The 21,772-nt window shown below is 34.5% G+C and carries 23 protein-coding genes and 2 pseudogenes; 3 read left to right on the top strand and 22 right to left on the bottom strand.

The features are described from left to right. Positions 1-10 precede the first annotated feature (10 nt). From A6J31_RS00775 to A6J31_RS00760, 4 genes are read right to left on the bottom strand one after another with little or no spacing between them, the layout of a single operon-like run. The gene (locus A6J31_RS00775; RefSeq protein WP_080610236.1) at positions 11-1,954 is read right to left on the bottom strand and encodes an AAA family ATPase; all 1,944 of its coding nucleotides are present in this window, start codon (positions 1,952-1,954) and stop codon (positions 11-13) included. Continuing rightward, positions 1,955-2,356, bottom strand: coding sequence for a hypothetical protein (locus A6J31_RS00770; protein WP_002887310.1), 402 nt, complete (start codon positions 2,354-2,356; stop codon positions 1,955-1,957). Positions 2,357-2,366: 10 nt separating this feature from the next. Beyond that, the gene (locus A6J31_RS00765; RefSeq protein ID WP_080610235.1) at positions 2,367-2,765 is read right to left on the bottom strand and encodes a hypothetical protein; all 399 of its coding nucleotides are present in this window, start codon (positions 2,763-2,765) and stop codon (positions 2,367-2,369) included. A gap of 35 nt (positions 2,766-2,800) precedes the next feature. After that, positions 2,801-3,883: a hypothetical protein gene (locus A6J31_RS00760; protein ID WP_225791529.1), complete on the bottom strand. Its 1,083-nt coding sequence runs from the start codon at positions 3,881-3,883 to the stop codon at positions 2,801-2,803. 300 nt (positions 3,884-4,183) lie between these two features. Here A6J31_RS00760 and A6J31_RS00755 point away from each other — a divergent pair, with 300 nt between their 5' ends. Beyond that, positions 4,184-4,681 (top strand): GNAT family N-acetyltransferase, encoded by a 498-nt coding sequence (locus tag A6J31_RS00755; protein WP_080610233.1) that lies wholly within the window; start codon positions 4,184-4,186, stop codon positions 4,679-4,681. 779 nt (positions 4,682-5,460) lie between these two features. Here the strand turns inward: A6J31_RS00755 and A6J31_RS00745 are convergent. The 3 genes from A6J31_RS00745 to A6J31_RS00735 form a co-directional block, all read right to left on the bottom strand. Next, positions 5,461-6,819: an FtsX-like permease family protein gene (locus A6J31_RS00745; protein WP_080610231.1), complete on the bottom strand. Its 1,359-nt coding sequence runs from the start codon at positions 6,817-6,819 to the stop codon at positions 5,461-5,463. Between the two features lie 12 nt (positions 6,820-6,831). Beyond that, entirely contained in the window at positions 6,832-7,566 is a 735-nt protein-coding gene (locus A6J31_RS00740; RefSeq protein ID WP_073687230.1) for an ATP-binding cassette domain-containing protein, read from the bottom strand. Positions 7,567-7,745: 179 nt separating this feature from the next. Next, the gene (locus A6J31_RS00735; RefSeq protein ID WP_080610230.1) at positions 7,746-7,931 is read right to left on the bottom strand and encodes a Paratox; all 186 of its coding nucleotides are present in this window, start codon (positions 7,929-7,931) and stop codon (positions 7,746-7,748) included. A 481-nt stretch (positions 7,932-8,412) separates the two neighbouring features. On the opposite strand from A6J31_RS00735, the gene A6J31_RS00730 reads away from it, so the two are divergent. Continuing rightward, on the top strand, positions 8,413-8,778 hold the full coding sequence (locus tag A6J31_RS00730; protein ID WP_080610229.1) for a type II toxin-antitoxin system RelE/ParE family toxin: 366 nt from the start codon (positions 8,413-8,415) through the stop codon (positions 8,776-8,778). After that, positions 8,765-9,040: a helix-turn-helix domain-containing protein gene (locus tag A6J31_RS00725; protein WP_073689102.1), complete on the top strand. Its 276-nt coding sequence runs from the start codon at positions 8,765-8,767 to the stop codon at positions 9,038-9,040. Before A6J31_RS00730 ends, A6J31_RS00725 begins: the two co-directional genes overlap by 14 nt. A 514-nt stretch (positions 9,041-9,554) precedes the next feature. Here A6J31_RS00725 and A6J31_RS00710 read toward each other — a convergent pair. The 15 genes and pseudogenes from A6J31_RS00710 to A6J31_RS00645 all read right to left on the bottom strand — a co-directional run bounded on the left by A6J31_RS00710 (position 9,555) and on the right by A6J31_RS00645 (position 21,770). Beyond that, entirely contained in the window at positions 9,555-9,995 is a 441-nt protein-coding gene (locus A6J31_RS00710; protein ID WP_080610227.1) for an ASCH domain-containing protein, read from the bottom strand. Positions 9,996-10,006: 11 nt separating this feature from the next. Beyond that, positions 10,007-10,252, bottom strand: a complete 246-nt coding sequence (locus A6J31_RS11650; protein ID WP_225791528.1) for a hypothetical protein — start codon at positions 10,250-10,252, stop codon at positions 10,007-10,009. Between the two features lie 67 nt (positions 10,253-10,319). Then, the gene (locus A6J31_RS11645) at positions 10,320-10,565 is read right to left on the bottom strand and encodes a hypothetical protein (protein WP_225791527.1); all 246 of its coding nucleotides are present in this window, start codon (positions 10,563-10,565) and stop codon (positions 10,320-10,322) included. Between the two features lie 151 nt (positions 10,566-10,716). Next, positions 10,717-11,970: a GHKL domain-containing protein gene (locus A6J31_RS00700; protein ID WP_080610226.1), complete on the bottom strand. Its 1,254-nt coding sequence runs from the start codon at positions 11,968-11,970 to the stop codon at positions 10,717-10,719. Next, on the bottom strand, positions 11,967-12,695 hold the full coding sequence (locus tag A6J31_RS00695; RefSeq protein ID WP_080610225.1) for a LytR/AlgR family response regulator transcription factor: 729 nt from the start codon (positions 12,693-12,695) through the stop codon (positions 11,967-11,969). The genes A6J31_RS00700 and A6J31_RS00695 overlap by 4 nt, the downstream gene beginning before the upstream one ends. 37 nt (positions 12,696-12,732) lie before the next feature. Next, positions 12,733-13,485 (bottom strand): hypothetical protein, encoded by a 753-nt coding sequence (locus A6J31_RS00690; RefSeq protein ID WP_080610224.1) that lies wholly within the window; start codon positions 13,483-13,485, stop codon positions 12,733-12,735. 4 nt (positions 13,486-13,489) lie between these two features. Continuing rightward, positions 13,490-14,356 (bottom strand): ABC transporter ATP-binding protein, encoded by an 867-nt coding sequence (locus tag A6J31_RS00685; protein WP_080610223.1) that lies wholly within the window; start codon positions 14,354-14,356, stop codon positions 13,490-13,492. Positions 14,357-14,695: 339 nt separating this feature from the next. Then, the gene (locus A6J31_RS00680; protein WP_105291371.1) at positions 14,696-14,941 is read right to left on the bottom strand and encodes a Paratox; all 246 of its coding nucleotides are present in this window, start codon (positions 14,939-14,941) and stop codon (positions 14,696-14,698) included. 231 nt (positions 14,942-15,172) lie between these two features. Beyond that, positions 15,173-15,613, bottom strand: coding sequence for a GNAT family N-acetyltransferase (locus tag A6J31_RS00675; protein WP_073689056.1), 441 nt, complete (start codon positions 15,611-15,613; stop codon positions 15,173-15,175). Positions 15,614-15,625: 12 nt separating this feature from the next. Next, positions 15,626-16,399 (bottom strand): annotated as a pseudogene (locus A6J31_RS00670) (alpha/beta fold hydrolase). A 201-nt stretch (positions 16,400-16,600) separates the two neighbouring features. Beyond that, positions 16,601-17,218 (bottom strand): DNA alkylation repair protein, encoded by a 618-nt coding sequence (locus tag A6J31_RS00665; RefSeq protein WP_080610222.1) that lies wholly within the window; start codon positions 17,216-17,218, stop codon positions 16,601-16,603. 133 nt (positions 17,219-17,351) lie between these two features. Beyond that, a complete protein-coding gene (locus A6J31_RS00660) occupies positions 17,352-18,227 on the bottom strand; it encodes an aminoglycoside phosphotransferase family protein (RefSeq protein WP_080610221.1) in 876 nt (291 codons plus the stop codon). A 471-nt stretch (positions 18,228-18,698) separates the two neighbouring features. Further along, positions 18,699-19,340, bottom strand: a pseudogene (locus A6J31_RS00655) (peptidylprolyl isomerase). 278 nt (positions 19,341-19,618) lie between these two features. Further along, on the bottom strand, positions 19,619-20,215 hold the full coding sequence (locus A6J31_RS00650) for a response regulator transcription factor (RefSeq protein WP_080610220.1): 597 nt from the start codon (positions 20,213-20,215) through the stop codon (positions 19,619-19,621). Continuing rightward, entirely contained in the window at positions 20,196-21,770 is a 1,575-nt protein-coding gene (locus A6J31_RS00645; protein WP_073689037.1) for a sensor histidine kinase, read from the bottom strand. Before A6J31_RS00645 ends, A6J31_RS00650 begins: the two co-directional genes overlap by 20 nt. Positions 21,771-21,772 lie beyond the last annotated feature (2 nt).

Raw genomic sequence — 21,772 nt, 5'->3', positions numbered from 1 at the left:
GTGACACCCCTTAAGAAGTAAGCAAATAGTTACCATACTCCTCTGGAGGTATCCGTTTGACACTAATATGTGTCTGACGTCTATCTTGAACGGTCTTTCTACCTGAGTTCCCATACGCAAACGTTCCTGGTGCATGTCCAGATAAAGACACATCAACCATAAAGTAATCTTGTGGCTTTCGCCCAAGGAAATACAATTGCTCAAAGATTTCATCAGTTAACACTTCATCAATAGTTCTCTCTAAAGGCCTTGCTCCATCTTCTGGACTAACACCGACACTACTAAGATATTCATAAAAGTATTTTTTGCCATCGATAGTTTGGTTACCATCCTTAACATCCTCATAATTAATAAGGATATGATGCTCTTTAAACCAACTACTCTCATGCACTGCCATTTTTGAATAGACAATCTTATCAATGGTTTGTTTCGTCAAGATATTAGTCACTTCAATTTTCCAACGGTTGATAAATTCAGGACGTTTAAAGATCTTGATTAACTCGTCTCTCATGTCCTTCATGAACTCTTTATAGTCAGTCTTGTTCATTTCTGTAAAAGTTTGACCAGAGGTGATATATTTATCTTTGATTCGCTTATGACCCACGTTTGATGTTGCAATGATGAACGTATTCTTAAAATTGATTTTTCGTCCACGTCCATCAGTCAAATGTCCATCATCAAGCATTTGCAAATACAAAGCCCAGACATCTGGATGAGCCTTTTCTAACTCGTCCAATAGTACTAACGAGTAGGGATTCTTCTTAATTTTTTCCGTTAAGTCACCTTTTCGTTCGTCATTTCCTATAAGACGAACAACGGCATTATCTGTCATGTATTCTGACATATCCAGCCGAATCATCGCTTCTTCACTACCAAACAGTTGTTTGGCTGCTTGTTTCGCCAATTCAGTTTTACCTGTACCAGTTGTTCCAAGTAGAAGAAGAGTTCCAAGAGGTCTTCGCTTGTTCTGTCCTCCCTGGATTCCCTTATACATAAGGCGTGCTATGGTTCGAATCACATGATCTTGCCCCTTAACAACAGCACGCATCCCTTCCGCAAAATCCACTGGAGTTGAAGACGTGCGTAGTAGACTTTCCATTGGAATACCTTTTTTACGGTGAATGACATTCGCAATATCTCTTAAGGTAATCTCTGATTTTCCATCTATATTTGCAGTCGCTGAAGCTTCATCAATAATATCAATAGCTTTATCTGGAAGCATTTTATCCGTAATATAACGAATAGATAATTCCACTGCCGCCTTAATGACATCATTAGGAATCTCAATGTCAAGTTCTCGTTTGTACTTTGGTCGACGTTTTTTTAAGACCAAAATAGATGCCTCTTTGTCCAGTTCATCAACGTAAACTGGTTGTAGACGTCGTTCCATTGCAGGATCTCGTTCAATAATCATAAACTCATCAGCTGTGGTAGCTGATATAAGATAGATTTCCCCACGAGATAAGGCTGGTTTCAAGCTATTAGCGACGTCAAGAGCACTTCCCTCAACCCCAGTTCCCATAATGGTATGCACTTCATCAATAAAGAGGATAAACTCATCTTTATGAGCCATAAACTCTTTAATCAACCCGTCCATTTTAGCAATGATGTTCACCTCTTTACCAGTATGGTCAAATTCTTTCCCTTGGATAGCAGATAATTCTAGTTGCTTAACCTGCTTACCTCGGAAACGTGTTGGGACGTGGGCTTTATTGTTAAGAATATCCGCACAAATTCCTTCTACAATAGCTGTTTTACCTACACCAGCTTCACCAATTAGTACAGGAGAGTTTTTTTCTAATCGATTCAGTGAGATAAAGACTTGTCTGATTTCATCTTGTCTACCCCAAGCCACAAAATCTTGACGCTTGGGTCTGATTTTCTCAGTAAGGTCTGTTGTGTATTTGTCAATATAAGGAGTCTTACTAAGATTATGGTTAGTCCTCTCCTTCATCTATTTATACTTCCTTCCTAAACGTTCTGCAGCCTTATCCATTAAGTAGCGACGGTTTTTCGAGCCATCATCTCTCAACTCTGGGTAACAGTTCTTATCAATTGGATAATAACGTTTCTTTGTCCGACGGTGTGCATGAATAAATTCCCAGAACTTATTTCCACCAGACGAAGAAGGGATCATCCAATAAATCGTTAAAGTCATTGTACAGAGTAAATTGATTAGGAACTTCAACTCTTGCCCTCTAGGGAAAAATATATCCCTGAATTGTAGCGGAAAAACAAAACTCCCTACTATAATGAAGGCTTTCATTACCGGAACACCGTAGTACTTTACCTGTGTGTAAAGACCACGAGGCAGTCCCCAGTTCCCCTCTTGTTGTTGATTTTCTTCTTGATTCATCCAGTACCTCCTAGAAGTCAATATCCATCATTGGTTGAATATTACTTTCAAAATAAAGGAAATAACGGAATTTCTCAGTCAAAAGCTCTACTTGATTCCTCTGAATACATATAGAACCTTTCTCTCCAAAATCAATATCCAAAAGGTCCGTACATTCAATACGGCATTGGTTCAAGTGTTTCTTGACTACCTCAATGGATGTTTCAGCGTCATGATGAACGTTACTTGAGACAAAACTACGAAAGTTCTTCCAACCAACTTCTTTATCAATGATTTGGTGTAGGCGTTCTAAACCGTCTGCCCATTTCCCTCTAAAAATTTGAAGGGGTTCATTCATAGCGTTACCTCGCTGATATTTCATCAATAGGCAATCTTGGTTAAGTAAGTAGCGTTGTTCGTCAATTGTCATAATCGTTAATAAAGTCCTTTCTTTCCTTTTTATATTTATTCCCCAATATCTTGTTTTACTGATCGTACTGGTGAATTAAACTTGTAAGTACCATTCTTAACTGCTTTGATATTCTTTTCAATCTGTTCAATGATTGTCTGAACATAAGCAGCATTTTCACGCGCTTTCGCTCCATCCTTCTCTTTAGAGTCCATACTTTTCTCGATAGCTTCCATATCACTCTGCTTATCGGTTAAGTCGTTACCGACCAAGTATTCTGACTCACGCTTCAACTGCTCCAATGTCTTAGTATCTTCCTTGACACTGTCATCAAGTGTTTTTGCAGAATTCAGAAGTTCTTTCCGTTGACCTTTTTGATACTTCAACTCCTCTTCGAAAATATTAAGAGCAAACTTCTCACGTGATAAATTCTTAACATACTTGTTTTTGAGAAGTTCATTTTGAGGAGTTACAAAGAAATCAACATAGGTCTTGTTAAAATCATTATCTTTTTGTTTTTTCTGATTGAAAACTGAATTACTACTTGATGACAAGTAATCGTCATATTCTTGAACATCCAACTTTAGACTGTTAGAGTTTGGCGTCTTATTGGTCGCTCGAATAACCATGAGCGTATAATCTGAAGGAACATTACGCAAAACCAGATACACTTTATCTCCAGTTAACGGAATAACTTCTAAAGTCACTGCTTCTGGGTTCTTGACACTACTTGGCAAGAAAACTTGCCAATCAAGATTTTCAGTATTGATTCCTTTCTGAATAGCACTAGTCGCATCTGATGTTGCTAATTCCATAACGACCATTCCATTAGATGGTGAATACGTCATAGAGGTTGCTGTGATGCTTCCAAGGCCATTACCAAAGGTTTGCGTCGCTCGCAGCTGTGTCTCCGTGTAAGTAACCCGTTTAGGAGAGAAATAGCCAGTCGTAGCTGTCCATACCATTGTACCCAGTAAAGTATAGCTAATGATTAGCGTTCTCTTTAATCGATGTCTCCTAAAGTAAGAGATGACACTATTGATTGCCCTAATGGATTTTATCTTTTTAGAGGCCCTAACTGGCCAATTGTACCAGCCTTCTAGTTCCTGTGTATTTTCATAATCTTTAAATTCTACCATGAAGCCATGATAGGCTATTTTATATAGGTGTCGCAACCTAGTGACATAGGTTGACTTTTGAGATAATAACACTCTTATTCTGATTTCCTACCCTTGAAATAACACAATCAATAAGTTAGACTAGAAATGTATCTATTTCTGGAAGGCGAGGTTCCTGAAGGTGCGAGACTAACTGACTATGTTGATTTTACTAGCTTACCCAAAAATGTTTATGTAGTAGTTTGGGGAGAAAATGGGAAATTAGATAGAAATGGTTTTCAGGCGGAATAATTGAGATAGATTTATTCAAGGAGGAAACAAATGGTCATCACAATCAAACCAATGGTGACAGCTGAGGAGATAGAAGGGAAATCCAGAGTTCATTGGCAGACATGGCGTGAAGCTTATGATGAGATTTTGCCCGCGGATTTTCAAGAACAAATGACTTTGGATAAGTGCCGGTTTTATAGTCAAAAGTATCCTGAAAATACCTTAATCGCATTGGATGATGCTAAAGTGGTCGGCTTTGTTAGCTACGGTGATTTTCGAGATTCAGCTACGATAGCGGGTGAAATTTTCGCCTTGTATGTCTTAAAAGATTATTATGGCAAGGGTGTGGGCCGGCAGCTCATACAAGCTGCTTTTGCTGCCTTGGATGGTTATCAAGAGATTATATTATGGGTTTTAGAAGATAACAAACGTGCCATCGCCTTTTATGAAAAAATAGGTTTTGTTTTTGACGGTCAGGAAAAGGTCATTGACCTAGGAGAAGCCGTGAAAGAAAAACGGATGATTTACATTAGAAACTCTAACAGTTAGTTTGGAAATAATAGATATATTTGTAAGGAGCACACAAGCGTTATGCACTTTTACTCCGCGGTATCAATGTCGGCGGAAAAAACAAGGTCGTTATGGCTGATTTAGGATTTTTCCTAGATACAAGTCATTGTTTTTATGAAAAATATTGTTGTTGTGGCCATTGGAACTTCCTGTTGTTCCAATGGTTTTTTTAAAGTAACCTTTACGAGACAACAAAAAACGAGGCAAGTCTCAATGGACTACCTCGTTTTCCTAGTATTATTTCTACAAAGAAGAAAAACAATGACTATTTTTAGTTTATCTGTTAGGGGAGAAACCTAACAACACTAAAAACAGAAAGTACAGTTATGTTTATGGGATGTCCCTGTTCATAACTAGTAGAAATGAAAAGATTATGTTAGTTCCGAGAGGAGAAATCTCGTCTAACCTTACAACAACAATGGTGGGGTTAAGGAGAGGGGAGAAACCTCATTCCTTAACCTTGATATAAGTATATCATAACAGGTCTTGTTTTCGAAACTCAGAGGATACTTTATTTCACTTTTTTATATTTTTTCAACCAAATTTCGTAAATGCTAACAATCAGATTAAGCGAGAAAGCAGATTGCTTTATCGAAGCAACCAATCTAAACAAAAAACACCATCCTAAAATGAGTTACTCCGTTCAGTTGAAAATGAGCCAATAAATTCTCTTATTTTCTATATCAGATGCACATGCTATAGCTTACAGTAGTGAAATTTTTCAACTTTCTACTCTTTATGAAAATGATGTTTGAAAATTAAACTTCTTTTGTATTTCTATCAACATTACTATCTATAGATACCTTTGTTATAACTAGAAAAAGAAACATAAGAATTGAGATTAGCAAAGTATAGAGATAAGCATTTGCACTACTAGTTACTTTTACACTAATAGCTTTAGCTAGTTGAAGCGATAAAACATAATATATAGAGTTGAAAATTGAAGAAATAATCACAATCAAAAGACTGTAAATCCCCGCCTCGGACAGACGAACAAAATATCTTTGTGATTTGGAAATGCCAAGTACATTCCACTGTTGAACAACCCTTTTTTCTGCAAATGAGGACAGTATCGTAATGGTAATGATATTTGCAAGAATAACTAAGATAGGGCCTGCTACAAAGAGCAGTAATACTGCGTTAGTTTCATTAGCCTGCTGAGACTGATTTGCTAAATCACCATATGAAACAGCAGAGTACATCAAAAATCCAGAAATCAGCACTATTCCCATCATTACTGAAGAAGATAGGGACTTTAGATACGAACGATTTTCAAGAACTTGCCACTTAGCTAATGTAGAACTATAACTATGAGTTTTTCTAAATAACAATTTTACGATAAACTCTGGTAACTCTGGGGAAAGAAAATGAATCATAATAATATGAAGTATTAATATGACTAAAATATTATCGTCCAACTTAAATATTAAGTCATCACCTGATAGAGAAGTTGGAGGGTAAAAAAATTCATATGCTAACCATCCCCATAGGAAGAATAGTATGGTCGTACCACCTAGCTTAGCTACTCTAGATAACTTACGTCTTTTTAAATTATCATTTTCTTGTGATTCGATAACTTGATTTAAGATTTTACGTGTATGTATAAAGCTACCACAAAAAGCTAATATTGAAATTAACAATATGGTGAGGCAAAAAGCTTTAAAATCAAAAACGATGGGAATACTAGGTAGTTGTGCTTTTCCAGCTAAATGTTGAACTAGACTGTAATAATATCTAGCAACAAAAATGGAGATAAAACTTCCAACAATACTGACCAAAAAGGAAATAATTGTGATTTGCCCTGCAACTAAGAAAGCCAGTTGATTCCTATTAGTACCTAATTTATTCCAAGTTTGATAGTCCTCCTTAAAATAATTTAACAGTAACTGAATCGAACTTGATATTAAAAATAATAAAGTTAAGCCACCAAAAATAATTGGACCTACAAATATGGGCAGTGGAGTTCCAACATCTTGAAACAGTATCGGATTGGCAGAAATGTTGTTAGCGATTGTTAAACAAGTCCCCACCAAAATACTCGAAATTAAAAATACAGGTATTGTTCCTAACCATTGCTTTTTAGTATAGCGGAACTGATAATAAATTAATGTAAGCATATCGTCCTCCTGTTACTCAGCCGGTATGGACTCTAATGCCTGATATAATACATCTGCTGAAGGGTTTTGTAAATCCTGAAAAATTTTTCCCTCTTTTAGTATTAATGACCTATCTGTACGTGAAGCTAGTTCAATATCATGCGTTACCATAATGACACACTTCCCTTGCCTCACCAAGTCTTTTAGTAAATCAAATATCTTCTGACGTGAAATACTATCTAATGCACCAGTTGGTTCATCAGCAAAAATAATCTGACTATCTGCGAGTATGGTTCTAGCAATAGCTACTTTTTGTTGCTCCCCACCCGATAAAGAACTAATTGAACTATTTAGATTAGCAGTAAATGCCATCTTGTCTAGTAACTTTTCTATTTGTTTTCTATCTACCTTTTTATGAGATAATCTTAAAGGTAGCGCAACATTTTCAAGCACCGGTAGTGCTGGCAATAAATTATAAGATTGAAAAATTAAAGAGATATCTTCTCTCCTAAATTTGGCTAGTTTGCTATTATTCAATTGATATGGATTAATTCCATTAACTTCTACTTCACCACTTGTTGGTAATGAAAGGCTCGAGAGACACTTTAACAATGTGGATTTTCCTGAACCACTAATTCCTAGAATAGAAATAAACTCTCCATAATGTGCTACAAAAGATACCCCTTTTAAAACATTATTCACTCTCTCGTTAGTTATTCTAAATTCTTTCGATATTCGCGATGCCCTCACCGCAACCTTTTTTTCCATATAAGTACCTCAATTATCCTATTGTTTCAAGAAAATAATTCAATATGCTGAACATTAAATTATCGTTATCATCATCCCAACCACCATGTCCATAAAATCATACTAACATCACTATTATATCACTCTTGTATCCCTTTTACGAGACCATAGGAATCATCTTACTTAAAAGCTGCATCATTTTAGAACTCCTTCAACTCTTCAAGGACAACATCTAAGTCCTCTTTTACCACTATTTCTCCAGGTTCTACTTTCTCTCCTGATAAAACATAATCATGGATCTTGCCATTTCGTCGAATAATACTGATTTTATCTCCCTTGATAAACCCTCTTTCTATCGCTTCCATTACTTCATCATAAGTCATCATATTATATACCTCCTATTTTCTACAATATATCTATTCGTAAAAGATACCAAAAAGTAACAAAAAATGCACTCAAAGTTAAAAAACTTTAAGTGCTTTTTTAATTTCTACTATTAAGAGTCACTAGCTTGGAAAAATTCCCAATTTAACTCCATATCATCTAGGAAAGCATAGGCAATTAAATCTGCAACTGCTTCCCCACACGTTAGTTGCTTAACAACTCCAGGCATTTCATCTAACTCTTCTAGAGTTGTCTCTTGTGCCTATGACAGCTCTTCTTTCGAAATCTTAAGTAGCCCTTTTTTTATGATATCATATCTCAAAAGAGCCTGTTCAAAAGCCAATTTACAACTGATTTGAACTAATTTCATCTGAATAGTGTGAATTTTACCCTAAAAATCACTGAATTGAGCCATATTATACCCAAAAGTTCACACTATTGATGATTGTACAAATGAACAATATATGCTATCATTGAGATACAATGAAACACCCAAAATTTGAATTTTACACACGTACAAACGGACGGAATGAATTTATCGAGTTTTTACAAAACTTACCGATAAAAGACAGGCAGAAACTCCTAGCGACTATCAGCATGATTCAAGAGCAGGGCTTATTGGAAGCCCAACGCATGGAATGGGTTAAAAAGTTAGACAGTGACATTTTTGAAATCCGTTCTAAGGTATCAAGTAACATTCAGCGTGCACTTTATTTCCATGTTGTTGATGACCGCTTTATCATTACGCATGGATTTACAAAGAAAACACAAAAGACCCCTACTGCTGAAATCAAACACGCTAAAGCATTAAAACAAGAATTTGAGGAGAACGAAAATGGCAACCATTAAATTTGATAATTTTTTGAATGAAGAATTGAAAAATGATGACTTCAAATCTGGCTATTTGTCAGAAAAAGCTGTCTTGGAGAGCGCTCTAGCTGTCTACAACGCACGTCAAAAAGCTGGGCTTAGCCAGCGTGAACTAGCAGACCTATCACATGTTCCACAATCTACCATTGCACGTATCGAGCGGGGAAATAACACTAGCATCGAAACCATGAGCAAAATCGCCGTTGCTCTTAATAAACCTCTTACGATTCACATTGGTTAGTATTATTATAGTTTGAATCCAGCTAAAAAGCCCTATATCAAGGGCTTTTTATTATATATTTAAAGAATAATTATTGTAGAAAAATCTAGGTTAAAAATAACTTAATATCGGCATTTATCACAGCTACCTTCTTTTTATTTCACAGAAAATTCCCAATTTAACTCCATATCATCTAGGAAAGCATAGGCAATTAAATCTGCAACTGCTTCCCCACACGTTAGTTGCTTAACAACTCCAGACATTTCATCTAACTCTTCTAGAGTTGTCTCTTGTGTCGATGACAGCTCTTCTTTCGAAATCTTAAGTAGCCCTTTTTTTATGATATCATATCTCAAAAGAGGCTGGGACAAAAGTCCTAGCCTCTCAATTGTCTTTGGATTGTTGAACAAGACGCAGTGGTTGTGTGAGCTCTACTACGCTGATTTCATCAGCTTTTACAGCCCTACTCAACTGTCGGAGGTAGGACAGAAATCGAATTCTAACGAATTACTGATTTCTGTCCCACTCTCATGTTCTATAATGGATAAACCTTGCGAAATTCTTCTAAAACAACCTTGCTGTTAGGTGTAAAAGTCAGTCCTGCCTCCCTCAGCCACTCGGCGAAAAAGTCCTCATGAACCTGACGCCAATAGGCTAGGGATTTGTCACCTTCCCCTTCCTTGAAGGCATGGTCAGCTGACACTTGATTAAAGGGTTCAACGGAAACCTTTGTAATTTCGACAATGCAGACAGCTTGATCTTGACTGTCTAAAATAACATCGAATGTACCTTCCTGCGGAAGGGGTTCATCCTCTAGTGCATAAAGGTCGTAAGCTGAAGCGGTTGCCGTCTTTACGCCTTTTAAAACCAAGTCTGCCAAGAGATCAGCTTCCACTCCAAAAGCCCAGGCCTCTATCTCATCTCCGATAGAGGCGTTAATTTTCTTGTATTGATTCCACATTTCTTGCGGTGTCATGAGTTCTCCTTTCAACTGAATATACCTTTCCGATTTAAGTTTAACATATTTTCCATGAACAGATTTAATGTATCTGAAATCTCCTTTCTAGAAATGATTCTCTGAATAATTTCTGATTGTGCTTTACTGATACCTAAAACTTCATAGTTTTCATTCACGAAAGCATTCAACTTCATCTTATCAGTGAAATACTTGAAATCTCTACTAAACTGCCTTAACCAAATCTCTGTCTCTTCACCTTGATAGGCAGCAATCATCGGAGTCTCTTGTCCTCTAAAATAACATTTTAGATCAAAAAGTAAATAATCAATCCTATCTAAATATTTAGTGTAGTGATAAGTATTGATTGTTGGCGCCTTGTGTTAGGCCACAAAAATGAAGGTTTAAATTGGAACGAACAAGTTCATAATCTTCTCTCCACTTTTCATAATCATTTTCGTGAAACTTAACAATTTGCTTTCTACCACAAATAATATCAGCCGCAAGTCTAATCTTTCGTCCTTCAATATCATCTATCAAATGATCTTTTCTAGCAGGGATTTGAAACTTATTACTTAATTCTTGGTACAAAGTTCTGTCATGGAATTCTGTCAATATTTTGGACACATTTTGGGAGAAAAGACACGATTATCATACTGTACCAATAAACCATCTGTAAGACACCCTAGAAAAAGAACTCTGCCCATTAGCAGAGTTTGAATATAGATTTCCCAATAAAGACTCAGTTCATCCTTAGCGGAATCACAACCAATACAATAAATCGATTTGACTGAACAGTAATATTTAAATGTCCCTTCAATTTCATAGCCCGATCATAACTACTTTTTATCCCTATACCTTGCCGGTTAGGAGATTTTATCGACTTCATTCCATCGTAATTAACATCTACATTAGAATCTTTGATTGGATTGGCAACTTTAAAAACTAATTTGTTATTCTTAAAACGCAAAGCTATTTCAATTGGATCATCTAAGTTATTACGTTCAATTTCCTCTATAGCATTATCAAGAATATTACCCAGAATAGCACACGAATCAATAGCAATAGCACTTAGATCTAAATTATATGGAACTTGTAAATCTAAGCTATATGGAATACCATCTTTTTTCATCTTAGATATTTTTTGATTTAGCACTGCATCAATAGGTATACATCCTGTGATTTTACGATTAAATACTTCTTGTCCCAATATCTCTCTAGTTATCACCTTGATATTGTTATAATCACTACTATCTGCGTAAAAATCTATTGAGGAAACTATATTTTTTAAATCATGTCTAAGAGTTGCCAATTCTTCTTCCTGTTTTATAATTTCACAAGTCATACTATTTTCGTCAAAGACTATTTTGTTTTTGATAAGGTTATAATTTTTTTCGCTCAAGTAATTATAAAGTACAATTATAACAATATTTATTAATAATAAATAGCTATCAAATATAAGAACTTTATCTATAGGTGGTGAAACTTTATATATCAATAGAATGATGGACAACAGAGGAGTGACTGATAAAATAGCGTACTCTATTTTATTCAAACCTAATAAATTATCTATCTTAAAATGCTTTAATCCAAGTATAAATAAAAGCGTTAATAGCATCAATAAAAATTGAACGACAAAAATAACAATCGCTCTCGTCTGTTGCGCATGATTCAACAATAAAATTGTAATATCTTCTTGAATCAGGAACCAAAAAATCAAGAATAAGTAATGAAATATTTTTTTCATTACATCCCCTGATAAAAAAAAGAACAATATCAAGAATGTGAAAAACAAAGAAAAAAATTTAAAATCAATAATGGTATCGTGATTAACTGTTATAGACGTTCTACCAATGAAATAAACACCTAAAATAAAACAATAGAATTTATTTTTAGAAATTTTAATGACAAAAAAATGCTGTAAATAAATCCAAATAATAAAGCTTTGAAATAAAAAAAGAGAGAGGAGTCCAATTGAATTAAATAAGTTAATCATAACCCAAAACTCCTCTCAATAAACTGACTGTAAGCTGATATTACTATTTTCTTACGACTTCTACTAATGGTAATACAATCACCGTTTATCATCGTTACATCACTTCGATTAAGTGATGTAACATAATTCAGGTTAATCATAGTGCCACTATTGACTCTGACAAAATGGGTTTGGGGCAGACCTTCTTCAATTGACGATATTTTCCCATAAAACGACACATTACGACCATCAACCAATTCAAGATGAATTTTTCTACCAAATTCCGAGTACAAGCACACGATATTATCCAAGTTTACCTGAAAATGCTCCATACCTACTTGATAAAACAGAAATTTCTGTTTTGCAGTTAACTCCACAAGAACATCCTTAAGAACAGCTCTCAGTTTCTCAATAGATACTGGTTTTATTAAATATCGAAATGGTGATACTTCAAAACTCTCTAAAGCATATTGCTCATAACTTGTAACATAGACTAGGATGAAACTTTTGTCCAAACTCCTCAATAATTTTGCAGTTTCAATACCATTGAGACCCTCCATTTCAATATCTAAAAATATCAATTGATAGTTATCCATCTGTTCTCTCATTGATTTCACTAGACGGTCTCCTTTATAGTAACCGTCAATCTCATATTGAATGTTAAGCTCATCAAAATATCTCGAAATGTGATTTTCTAAATTACTAACGTGTAGACTATCATCATCACAAATTGCTATTCTATACATCCGCTTCCATAAATTCCTTTTTGGAGTATTATATCACTCACAGTGCTTTTTTTTCAAATCCTTTCATGGTAGCCATCAATAATAGCATACAGATGAAAAGATAGCTTAGCAAATGGACCATAGATAATCCAAACGAAAAACGATAATTAGATACAACAAAAAAATATCCTGGAACAAATTTAGAAATAATAGTAACATATGACAATAATTGACATAAAAAGTAAACACCTAAACTTGCAAATGCAGCTACTATTGCCGAAACATATAATGATAAGTAAAAAGCTACACTAGCCAATAAAATAATGAAACCTAAATTTACTAAACTAATTATTATTGATTGCATATTTGTAGGATGCAACTTCCAAAAATTCACATAGCCAAACTCACTTCGAGATAAAAAACAAATATATGTGATTAGTGATGATAAACAGTTCAGTACATATAAAAATAAAATTGATAAAATGACAACAATATATTTAGAAATAATTAACGTTTTCTTACTAGACACTCGATTTACTTCTAGTAAAATTTGCCCTCCTTGGATTTCTCCTCCTAAGATAAAGGAAGAGGTGTATAAGATTAATAATAATGGAATAGTTAATATCAATAAAAACGTCCACATCGTTGTAATAAAGGTAACCAAATCTAACTTAGCACCAATCTTTACAAAATCCCAATGCAAAAAAGCACCCAATCCGTAAATCAATGACCACAAAGATAGTACCGCTAATACAATAAAATTTTTTCGTTTCAGTAATTTATATAGTTCTGCTAAAATGATTGAGTTCATTTTGTCACCCCCTAAATAATTCTTCTATAGAATCATTTATTGTGATATCATTTATTTCACCGTTATATCTGTAAATAAGCTTTAATGTTGAGTTCAGTAGTGACATATCTTCTGGTAAAGTTATCTGATTTTCTTTCATATCAACCATATCTCTTAAACTATGTTCCAACTCTGGCACCACATTCCCTAAAGTAATAACTATTTGATTTTCTCCTAGTTTAGAATGTGTTTCAACTCTCTTATCATTTATAAATAAAAAATAGTCACAAATTTCTTCAATTTCATGTAACTGATGTGATGAGATTAAAATTGTAACACCCTTTTCTTGACGTAACTTTACAATATAATCAAGAAGGACTCTAACCCCCGAGGGATCCAAACCAACAAATGGTTCATCTAAAATCAAGAATTCAGGATCATCTAATAATGCCAGCGCCAAACCCAATCTCTGCTTCATACCAAACGAATAAGATTTTACTAGTTTTTTACTGTTATCTAAACCAACAAATTTTAACAACCTATCAATTCGGTCATCTAGATTTTCTTCATTAACTGTTGAAGAATACATAGAGAATAATTTCAAATTATCATATGCAGAGAAATCTTCAAACAACCTACAATCTAAGAGGAAACCAATTTTATTTAAAGCCTTTCTTTTAGTATGATAATTCGAATCACCTTCAAATTGAATATCACCTTCAGTTCGTGATGTGAGACCCAATATCATCTTCATTAGAGTAGTCTTCCCACATCCATTTTTTCCAATCAAGCCAACTATATCTCCTGATTGGATGTCAAAATTGATATTAGTTAACACCTCTTGTGAACCAAACGATTTACTTAAATTACACGCTCGTAGTATTGTACTCATGAATAGCTTCCTCCTTTGAATTATTTCAACATCACTGTTGATGGTTATAGGATACCTTAAATTATTAAGACTAAATTTCATTTGTATTATTCTGTTATTTTAAGTGTAGTAAATAGTAAAATAGTTTATTTGATAAAATTTTTATTTTATAGGGGTTTGGGGATTCTCCCCAAAATAAAATAGAAACATCAGTCAAAAGGTGTCAGTCTGACCTTTACTGATGTTTCTATTTTAACGATAGTGTGTGTACACTATCTGAGCTCGCAAAGTCCTAGTATCATATTTTTAGATAAACTCTAAATTTCCCGTATCAGATACGGTGCCTCACATTGTTTGGAATTATGTCAATATTTTGGACACATTTTGGGAGGAAAGTTTGAAGGCTAGCGCCCTTCGGTTGCCGGACCCCTTCAACTCTTCAAGGACAATATCTAAGTTCTCTTCTTCCACTATTTCTCCAGGTTCTACTTTCTCTCCTGGTAAAACATAATCATGGATCTTGCCATTTCGCCGAATAATACTGATTTTATCTCCCTTGATAAACCCTCTTTCTATCGCTTCCATTACTTCATCATAAGTCATCATATTATATACCTCCTATTTTATACAATATATCTATTCGTAAAAGATACCAAAAAGTAATCACATAAAGAGAACACCAACAAAAAATCATCTGTTGGTGTTCTCTTCATTTTTAGATTTCTGAACAAAACTCTTGTCCATGGATCAGTAGGTACCTTTTATCTCTTTTTTCATGAACATTATTTTATAAACAGCAGATTATATTCTTAATATGTATGGAAATATACAACTGTTCTATATCAACTTATATTCATACCACTCTTCATCTACTTTCTGAAATCCCAAAGCCAAAAACATTCTTTGACTTTGAGTATTAAAAGGATATATTTGTGCAGAGACCTTTACCATTTTTTGTTCTTTCGCCAGCTGTATCATTTCAGAAACACATCGTCTTCCGATCTGTAAATTCTGATACTCTTTGCTGATAACTATAGAAAGTTCCGAGTTATCTTGGAGTGTCACATCTCCAACTAACACTCCTTCATATTGGATATAATAGCAAGAACCATGTGAAGTTAGGTAATCATACATTTTATGAAGTTTTGCTAGATTATAAATCTGATCAGTATTATCTACTTGTTTGCAAACCTCACTATCTTGATACCAAAGAAGGGAGATGTCATCATTTCTATAATAAGGAATAAGCGTTATCTGATCGTCTACTATTCTATTCATCTTTATTTTTCCTTATTTCTTCTTTAAAAAAGGCTCAACCAAATCAACCCACTCTTGAGGCAGGTAAGCTGATAAATAGCCGTGATGATAGCCCTTTGCTTCATACAAAATCGTATTTGGATGTAGCTACTGAAATAATTTCGCCGATGCTTTCACACAGTTTAATTCTTTTTCACCATAGATATATAAAACCTGAGCTTTGCTAGCAGAAATCGTATCCTTCAGTTTGTAACGCCCCATATAGGTTTTGTAAATAGTCACTAATGTTTTGACAGGCGTCCTTGGCAGATCATCCAAATAATAAGCTTTTAGTTCCTCTGGATAAGCCAGTTTAGGATAGAATTTGTTCATCATGCTTAACTGAAGTTTGCAAGAGAATTTATTGAACATCAGTTTACCAAATAGAGACACTAGAAAGATGCTGATTTTGGCTAACCTTGGTTGAGGAATACAGAGGCTTCCGTCTATGATGGCCTTCTCAGCAATTTCACTGTCTAAAGACAAAAGCTCCATGGCAATTTGACCACCAAGTGAAACACCACCAATCGCAAACAACTTCCCGCCACAGTTTGCTTCGATACAGTCTAGGATCTCTAAAGCAGAATCTTCCGTAGAAACATAATCGAGATGATATTCTTCTCCGTGTCCATTCAAAGTAGGTAAAATAACACGGTATTCTTCTGACAAGATTTTTGCTTGACGAAGATAATTCCACCAGGAACTGCGACCACCATGTATCAGTAAGATAGGAGGCAAATTCTTATCACCAAATTCATGGAATTTCATGTTTAGACTCCTTACTTTAAGACTCTCACTAGCTACATCCTTGTTTAATCAGCTCGTACAAGCAAAGCTACACACTCCACGTATGGAGTTAGTCAACATCTATATTATAGAACGAAAGGGATAGAGTTGTTGTTTAAAATTAAACTTTAGATTGAAAATATTTTATAGTTACCATTTTTCCAACTTTGTAGCTGATAATTGTCACTTAATAAATTTACTTGCTAACTTGTAAACTTTTTGAATCTCTTTACTCTTAACGTCCCAACTATCAAGTTCTTCTTTAATCAAGTCTGGAAATTTTTTGCTAATATCCCTCAAAGCATTACCAACTGATTTTCTAACATATTCACTAGAATCTTCTTTTAATGTTGCGATTCGTTTAATAGCTTCATCTGGATTATCCTTGAAATATGGTCTACTCGTCCATATTCTCAAACCTTCTGTAACAGCTCTTCTGACATTTGGATTATTATTTTGTAGCCAGTCGTCAATAACCGGAAGAGATTTTTCATAACCTGTTTGCTTACAAAATTCATCAAATGCTTTTGCTAATACTTCTTGAACTCTCCAATTGTCATCCTTTGAAACCTCATCCCTCATAAAGATCAAAATTTCTTCATACGATGACAAATGGCCAAAGAGAAATACACTGTACATTCTAACTTGATATACATTGGATTTAAAAGCTAAAAATGCTAATTCTTTGGTATACACATTATCGTTTGATAGATAATCAGCAAGAGCTCTTTTCTCTTCTTCTTTAAATCCATTATCTATTAAAGAGAATTCTTTTTCTAAATTTAAAATATATTCTTTCATGTAACTTGACTCCAAAACAACATTCCAAGTTTCAAGATAATTCTCGATAGGTATTAATAAAGAATTGAATTCGTTATAATATGAGCAAATAATCTTGACATTTTTTCAAATTGATATTTAAACTCTTTTATTATTAAGCCTTTTTCTCAATCAAATACCAACTAGGAATGATTTGCTTCATATCATCATACCATTCTAAAATTTCCTTAGCTTGATGTTGCATTACTGATATTTCTTCAGCTCCGTATGGTACAGCCCATGGCAGTGCACCAACTATGTTATTTAGAATATAGATAGCGAGAAGCTTCCAAAATAAATCCGGAACCTTATGATCAAAATATCCATCTATCATACCAGACGCAAAAGAGGGAGAAACTTGAGCAGACCATACAATACGATTGAACTCCTCCCAAGGATCTCCAAGATCAAATCGATCAAAGTCAATGACATAAATTTTACCATCTTTTCCAATCATGAAATTTCCGATATGATAATCCCCATGTTGGAAAACCTGAGGTCTATCTTTTAACCATTCTCGATTTGCATTTAAATAATCAATAAAAATCTGACCATTTTCGTATTGAACGGGACATTCTTTGTATTTTTTGATTTTGTCATCAATTTTTCGATTATAAAAGGGTTCCCAATTTTCACGAACTTCTGTAACAGGAAGTGAATGAATTTTTCGAAGTATATTTCCTGCTTCTACTCCGTAAGTGTATTGTTGTTCTTTCGAAACAGTTAAAATGGTTTCTCTTGCATCTTTCCCGTCTATCCATTCGTGTAAAGAATGTACTTCGTCATCGCAGAGTTCAATGCTAATTGGTTTACACATCGGAACTCCAAGATAAGCTACTTTCTTCATCATATCAAATTCAAATTTCTTAGAACCCAATTTTTTCTTCTCAGAAATACGCAAGAAATAGTTTTGCTGATTTTGATCTGTCACACAATATTTTTTATCATCTGACCAGCCTTTATTTATGGCTATCTTACTACTAAAATCCATCAAGCACTCTCCGATTCTTTTCACATCACATCTTGCAGTTTTCACTAGTAACCTATCCAGTTCGTCTACGCTAGCTTGATTATTTAATAAATAATATTTTTACTGATTCTTATTGGCTCTCTATTTATAACTAACTGTATTCTATCACAAAAACGCAAAAAAGCCTTGCAATCAAGGCTTTTCATTATTGATTCATTACAAGGTTTTTACGCTTTTATAAGCAATCTTACACACTCAGCGGTTCGGAATTACCGTATTATTTCGTCGTAATATCCTCAGTCTACGAAAGCTATAGCATTTGCCGAACATCTACTTCACTGATGAATTAGCTCGCACAAGCAAAGCTACACACTCAACATGTTCAGGATGTTCATAGACACTGCTAGAAACTTGTTTAAAGGAGATACCTAATCGATTGGCTACATCAAAAATTGAAATTTGCTTACATTCCTCTATATTCATAAAATATCATCATTTTGTCGTAGTATTCGGCAATGATGGAACAGATGAGGATTCTTCTAAAGTTTTAGAAGTTGCCTTATCTAGTTCATCTAACCCAGATTTCCAAACCTGTACTTGATTGACCAATAACTTACCAGGTAGTTTAGAATAGGACAATTTAACCGTTCGGGTTTATGTTTGGTTTGTCTTTGATTGGTTGGCATTCTTTAAATCAGATACATAGGTTACATTATAAGACACCATGGCAATAGCTTGATTCGTAGTCTGATTGACAAAGATATCAGCTTTTTCAAAATGATAATCCAAAATATAGTCCTTATACACTTGGTTCATGGCATCGTTTTGACTTGTCAATTCTTGAGAATAAGCCGATTCAGTCATATAAGGTTGAATACGTGTATTATTTTCCCCTAGTTTTTCTTTCGTATAGTACTGTGTCAAAAATTCTTTTACAGTATCTGATGATAAAACACTTGCTTTATCTTCTGCTTGTTTGTCCTCTACAAGTTTAGCTACAGCCAATTCGATTTCTTTTCGACTTTGTTTGGCAGTAGAATGTTGACCAGCAGTATATCCCATCATGAGAATAAAGTTAGTTGCGCCTACTGCTCCAACACTAATTAAGGCTTTAGTTTTGACTTTATTTAACATCTTAGACCTTCTTTCTATAAAAACTAGGTCAAGAATAGCAGATAAATCTTGAAAAAAGTATCACAGAAGTAAAAATGCCACCCGAAGGTGGCCAATATAACTTACAAAATTAGTAATCCGTCTGATAAAGTTTCTTATACAAACCATTTTTCAGATACCATAGACATAATGATTTCCTCCTTAATTACTAATAGATTATCAAATTTACCGTTTATTAGAATGAGTAATATGTGCAATTTTTGTAAATAAATTAAAAAAGCTGCATCTTCTGCAACTTTTTAATCTGGTGGAAAATAGCCCAACTGCTCAGCGATATGAATCGCCTCCTGCCTGTTAGTCACTCCAAATTTTGAAAAGATATTGGCCAAGTGATTGGAAACTGTACGTTTACTCACATCGACCTTGTCACAGACATCATCAATGGTCAAGCCATTTCTAACCAATTCTAGTATCTCGATTTCTCGTGGTGTTAGCACCTCTACCATCACTTCATCTGAAAAGACCTTACCACCTAGATAAATCTTTTCCAGTTTTTTCACCAACTCATCTGGGTTCATGCTTTTATCCAGAAAGCCATAAGCCCCCATAGCTTTAGCTCGGTGTTCATACATCTTTTTGCTGTATCCCGTCAAAATTACAACCTTACTAGAACAACCATTATCGATAATCTCTTGTGCCAAGGTCAGCCCATCATCTTGATACAGACTCGTCAGGTTGATGTCAATCAAAATAATGTCGTAGTCATTAAAAGCAATCTCCAAAATAGTCGAAAAATTATCCACTAACTGGACCTTTTTAATGTTTTCCGATAACTCTAAAATCATCTTGATACTTTGGCTAAATAATTTATGATCATCAATTAACAAAATTTTCATAACACAACTCCTTATCAATCGGGAGAGAAATTTCTACACGAAATCTCTTATTATTTTCAAAAATCTGCATCTGACCACCTAAAACACTAATTTTATTAGACATATTTTTCAAGCCATAACCTAAGGATTTTTCTGTTTGAAGGCAGTCATTTTCAGAAATGATAAAAATAGCGTCATTATTCACATCAATCTTCAAAGAAATCGTTCCACCACTAGCGTACTTAACGGCATTGGTCGCCAACTCCTCAACCAGACGATAGGCAATTTTATCGTAAGGAGATAAAAGCCTAAAGTGGTCAGGAAACTGTGTGACGACTTCATTTTCTGCGTGATAGCGCTTGACAATCCGATTAATCAGCCCTTGATACTGGATGTCTAACTGCTCGTCTGTTTCTACCATTGGCTGATAATAATCCATCCGCTCACGAATCCGCTGAACCAACTCCTCTGTCACCAGATTGATCTGTTCACCAAAAGCTTGATTGCTACTATATTGATTGAAATTTTTTATCGCCATCACATTTTGCAGGATTTCATTGTGAAGAAATTCGGAGAACTGTTGTTCTGTGTCTTCATTTGCCAGCAGACTTTTCACCATACGATTACGCTTTAAAAAGAGAACTTTTACATAATCCCTAGCATCTAGCATTTCAGCAGAACGAAAGAGGCGAATCAATTCTTCCGAACAAATCCCGAACAATAGTAACATGATATTCAAGACTAAAAAGCTCGTGTTTAAGTCTAGACGAAAGATGATGAAAATACCTACTAACAAAAATATAACTAGTAAAAACAAGTGTGAAAAAGCTTTTATATAGGACAATTTCAACTCTGATACCTTTTTTTGAAGAGAGCTGACAATCGTTTTGAAGTGTACAAAAGCTAAGATACCAAGAATTTCTAGATACCAGACTAGGTTCATCACTCCTGAGCCCGTCGTATTGATATACAAAAAGAAATAAGAAAGAGGCAATATCAAAGCTAATATCCACAAATTTCGTCTCTGATACTTGAGTTTGCTTTTCAACTCTTTATGATATAAAATCAGTAAAATCAAGGGAACAAGGTTTAAAAAGAAAGACGCAAACAAGGACAGAAATAGAAAAATTGAAGGACTTAACAGATACGAACTAATGGTGATTAGTGTCAACACAAAGGACACACTCAACAGTTCTTCTCCTATTTTCTCTCCCAGAAAGATAATAGACAGAGAACTATACACCAATAAAAAAGAGTTGAGCGGATGAAGAATATCAAAAAAGTGCAACAGGGTGCTCGCAACTCCTTGATTAAATATGGATTGCCAGCTAATGAGAAACATCATCAGGAGCAACCAAAGTTTCAACTCACTATACCGAAAGGTCACAATATTACAAATATAGCTAAATACAATTAAAGCAATAATCAGCAATAAAACCATCTGTAAGGAAAAATCTGTCGAAAAGTCCAGAGGAATCCTATAATAAATATAAATCATCAAAGTTAGATGATTAAAAATCGTCAACCACCACAATAAAAGTGAGTTTTTCGAGATCAATTTGACAAACTGTTTCATAA

Source organism: Streptococcus sp. FDAARGOS_192 (assembly GCF_002073815.2).
Classification (GTDB): domain Bacteria; phylum Bacillota; class Bacilli; order Lactobacillales; family Streptococcaceae; genus Streptococcus; species Streptococcus salivarius_H.
This window is presented reverse-complemented; position numbering and strand designations above follow the sequence as displayed.

Bases quoted from the DNA above. Each gene is read 5' to 3' on its own strand.
- A6J31_RS00650 (WP_080610220.1), bottom strand. From the start codon at position 20,215: ATGAAAATTTTGTTAATTGATGATCATAAATTATTTAGCCAAAGTATC.
- A6J31_RS00755 (WP_080610233.1), top strand. From the start codon at position 4,184: ATGGTCATCACAATCAAACCAATGGTGACAGCTGAGGAGATAGAAGGG.
- A6J31_RS00695 (WP_080610225.1), bottom strand. From the start codon at position 12,695: ATGTATAGAATAGCAATTTGTGATGATGATAGTCTACACGTTAGTAAT.
- A6J31_RS00770 (WP_002887310.1), bottom strand. From the start codon at position 2,356: ATGAATCAAGAAGAAAATCAACAACAAGAGGGGAACTGGGGACTGCCT.
- A6J31_RS00665 (WP_080610222.1), bottom strand. From the start codon at position 17,218: ATGAAAGAATATATTTTAAATTTAGAAAAAGAATTCTCTTTAATAGAT.
- A6J31_RS00685 (WP_080610223.1), bottom strand. From the start codon at position 14,356: ATGAGTACAATACTACGAGCGTGTAATTTAAGTAAATCGTTTGGTTCA.
- A6J31_RS00690 (WP_080610224.1), bottom strand. From the start codon at position 13,485: ATGAACTCAATCATTTTAGCAGAACTATATAAATTACTGAAACGAAAA.
- A6J31_RS00765 (WP_080610235.1), bottom strand. From the start codon at position 2,765: ATGACAATTGACGAACAACGCTACTTACTTAACCAAGATTGCCTATTG.
- A6J31_RS00730 (WP_080610229.1), top strand. From the start codon at position 8,413: ATGAAACACCCAAAATTTGAATTTTACACACGTACAAACGGACGGAAT.
- A6J31_RS00745 (WP_080610231.1), bottom strand. From the start codon at position 6,819: ATGCTTACATTAATTTATTATCAGTTCCGCTATACTAAAAAGCAATGG.
- A6J31_RS00735 (WP_080610230.1), bottom strand. From the start codon at position 7,931: ATGATGACTTATGATGAAGTAATGGAAGCGATAGAAAGAGGGTTTATC.
- A6J31_RS11650 (WP_225791528.1), bottom strand. From the start codon at position 10,252: ATGATTGCTGCCTATCAAGGTGAAGAGACAGAGATTTGGTTAAGGCAG.
- A6J31_RS00740 (WP_073687230.1), bottom strand. From the start codon at position 7,566: ATGGAAAAAAAGGTTGCGGTGAGGGCATCGCGAATATCGAAAGAATTT.
- A6J31_RS00680 (WP_105291371.1), bottom strand. From the start codon at position 14,941: ATGATGACTTATGATGAAGTAATGGAAGCGATAGAAAGAGGGTTTATC.
- A6J31_RS00775 (WP_080610236.1), bottom strand. From the start codon at position 1,954: ATGAAGGAGAGGACTAACCATAATCTTAGTAAGACTCCTTATATTGAC.
- A6J31_RS00660 (WP_080610221.1), bottom strand. From the start codon at position 18,227: ATGGATTTTAGTAGTAAGATAGCCATAAATAAAGGCTGGTCAGATGAT.
- A6J31_RS00725 (WP_073689102.1), top strand. From the start codon at position 8,765: ATGGCAACCATTAAATTTGATAATTTTTTGAATGAAGAATTGAAAAAT.
- A6J31_RS00710 (WP_080610227.1), bottom strand. From the start codon at position 9,995: ATGACACCGCAAGAAATGTGGAATCAATACAAGAAAATTAACGCCTCT.
- A6J31_RS00675 (WP_073689056.1), bottom strand. From the start codon at position 15,613: ATGAATAGAATAGTAGACGATCAGATAACGCTTATTCCTTATTATAGA.
- A6J31_RS00760 (WP_225791529.1), bottom strand. From the start codon at position 3,883: ATGGTAGAATTTAAAGATTATGAAAATACACAGGAACTAGAAGGCTGG.
- A6J31_RS00645 (WP_073689037.1), bottom strand. From the start codon at position 21,770: ATGAAACAGTTTGTCAAATTGATCTCGAAAAACTCACTTTTATTGTGG.
- A6J31_RS00700 (WP_080610226.1), bottom strand. From the start codon at position 11,970: ATGATTAACTTATTTAATTCAATTGGACTCCTCTCTCTTTTTTTATTT.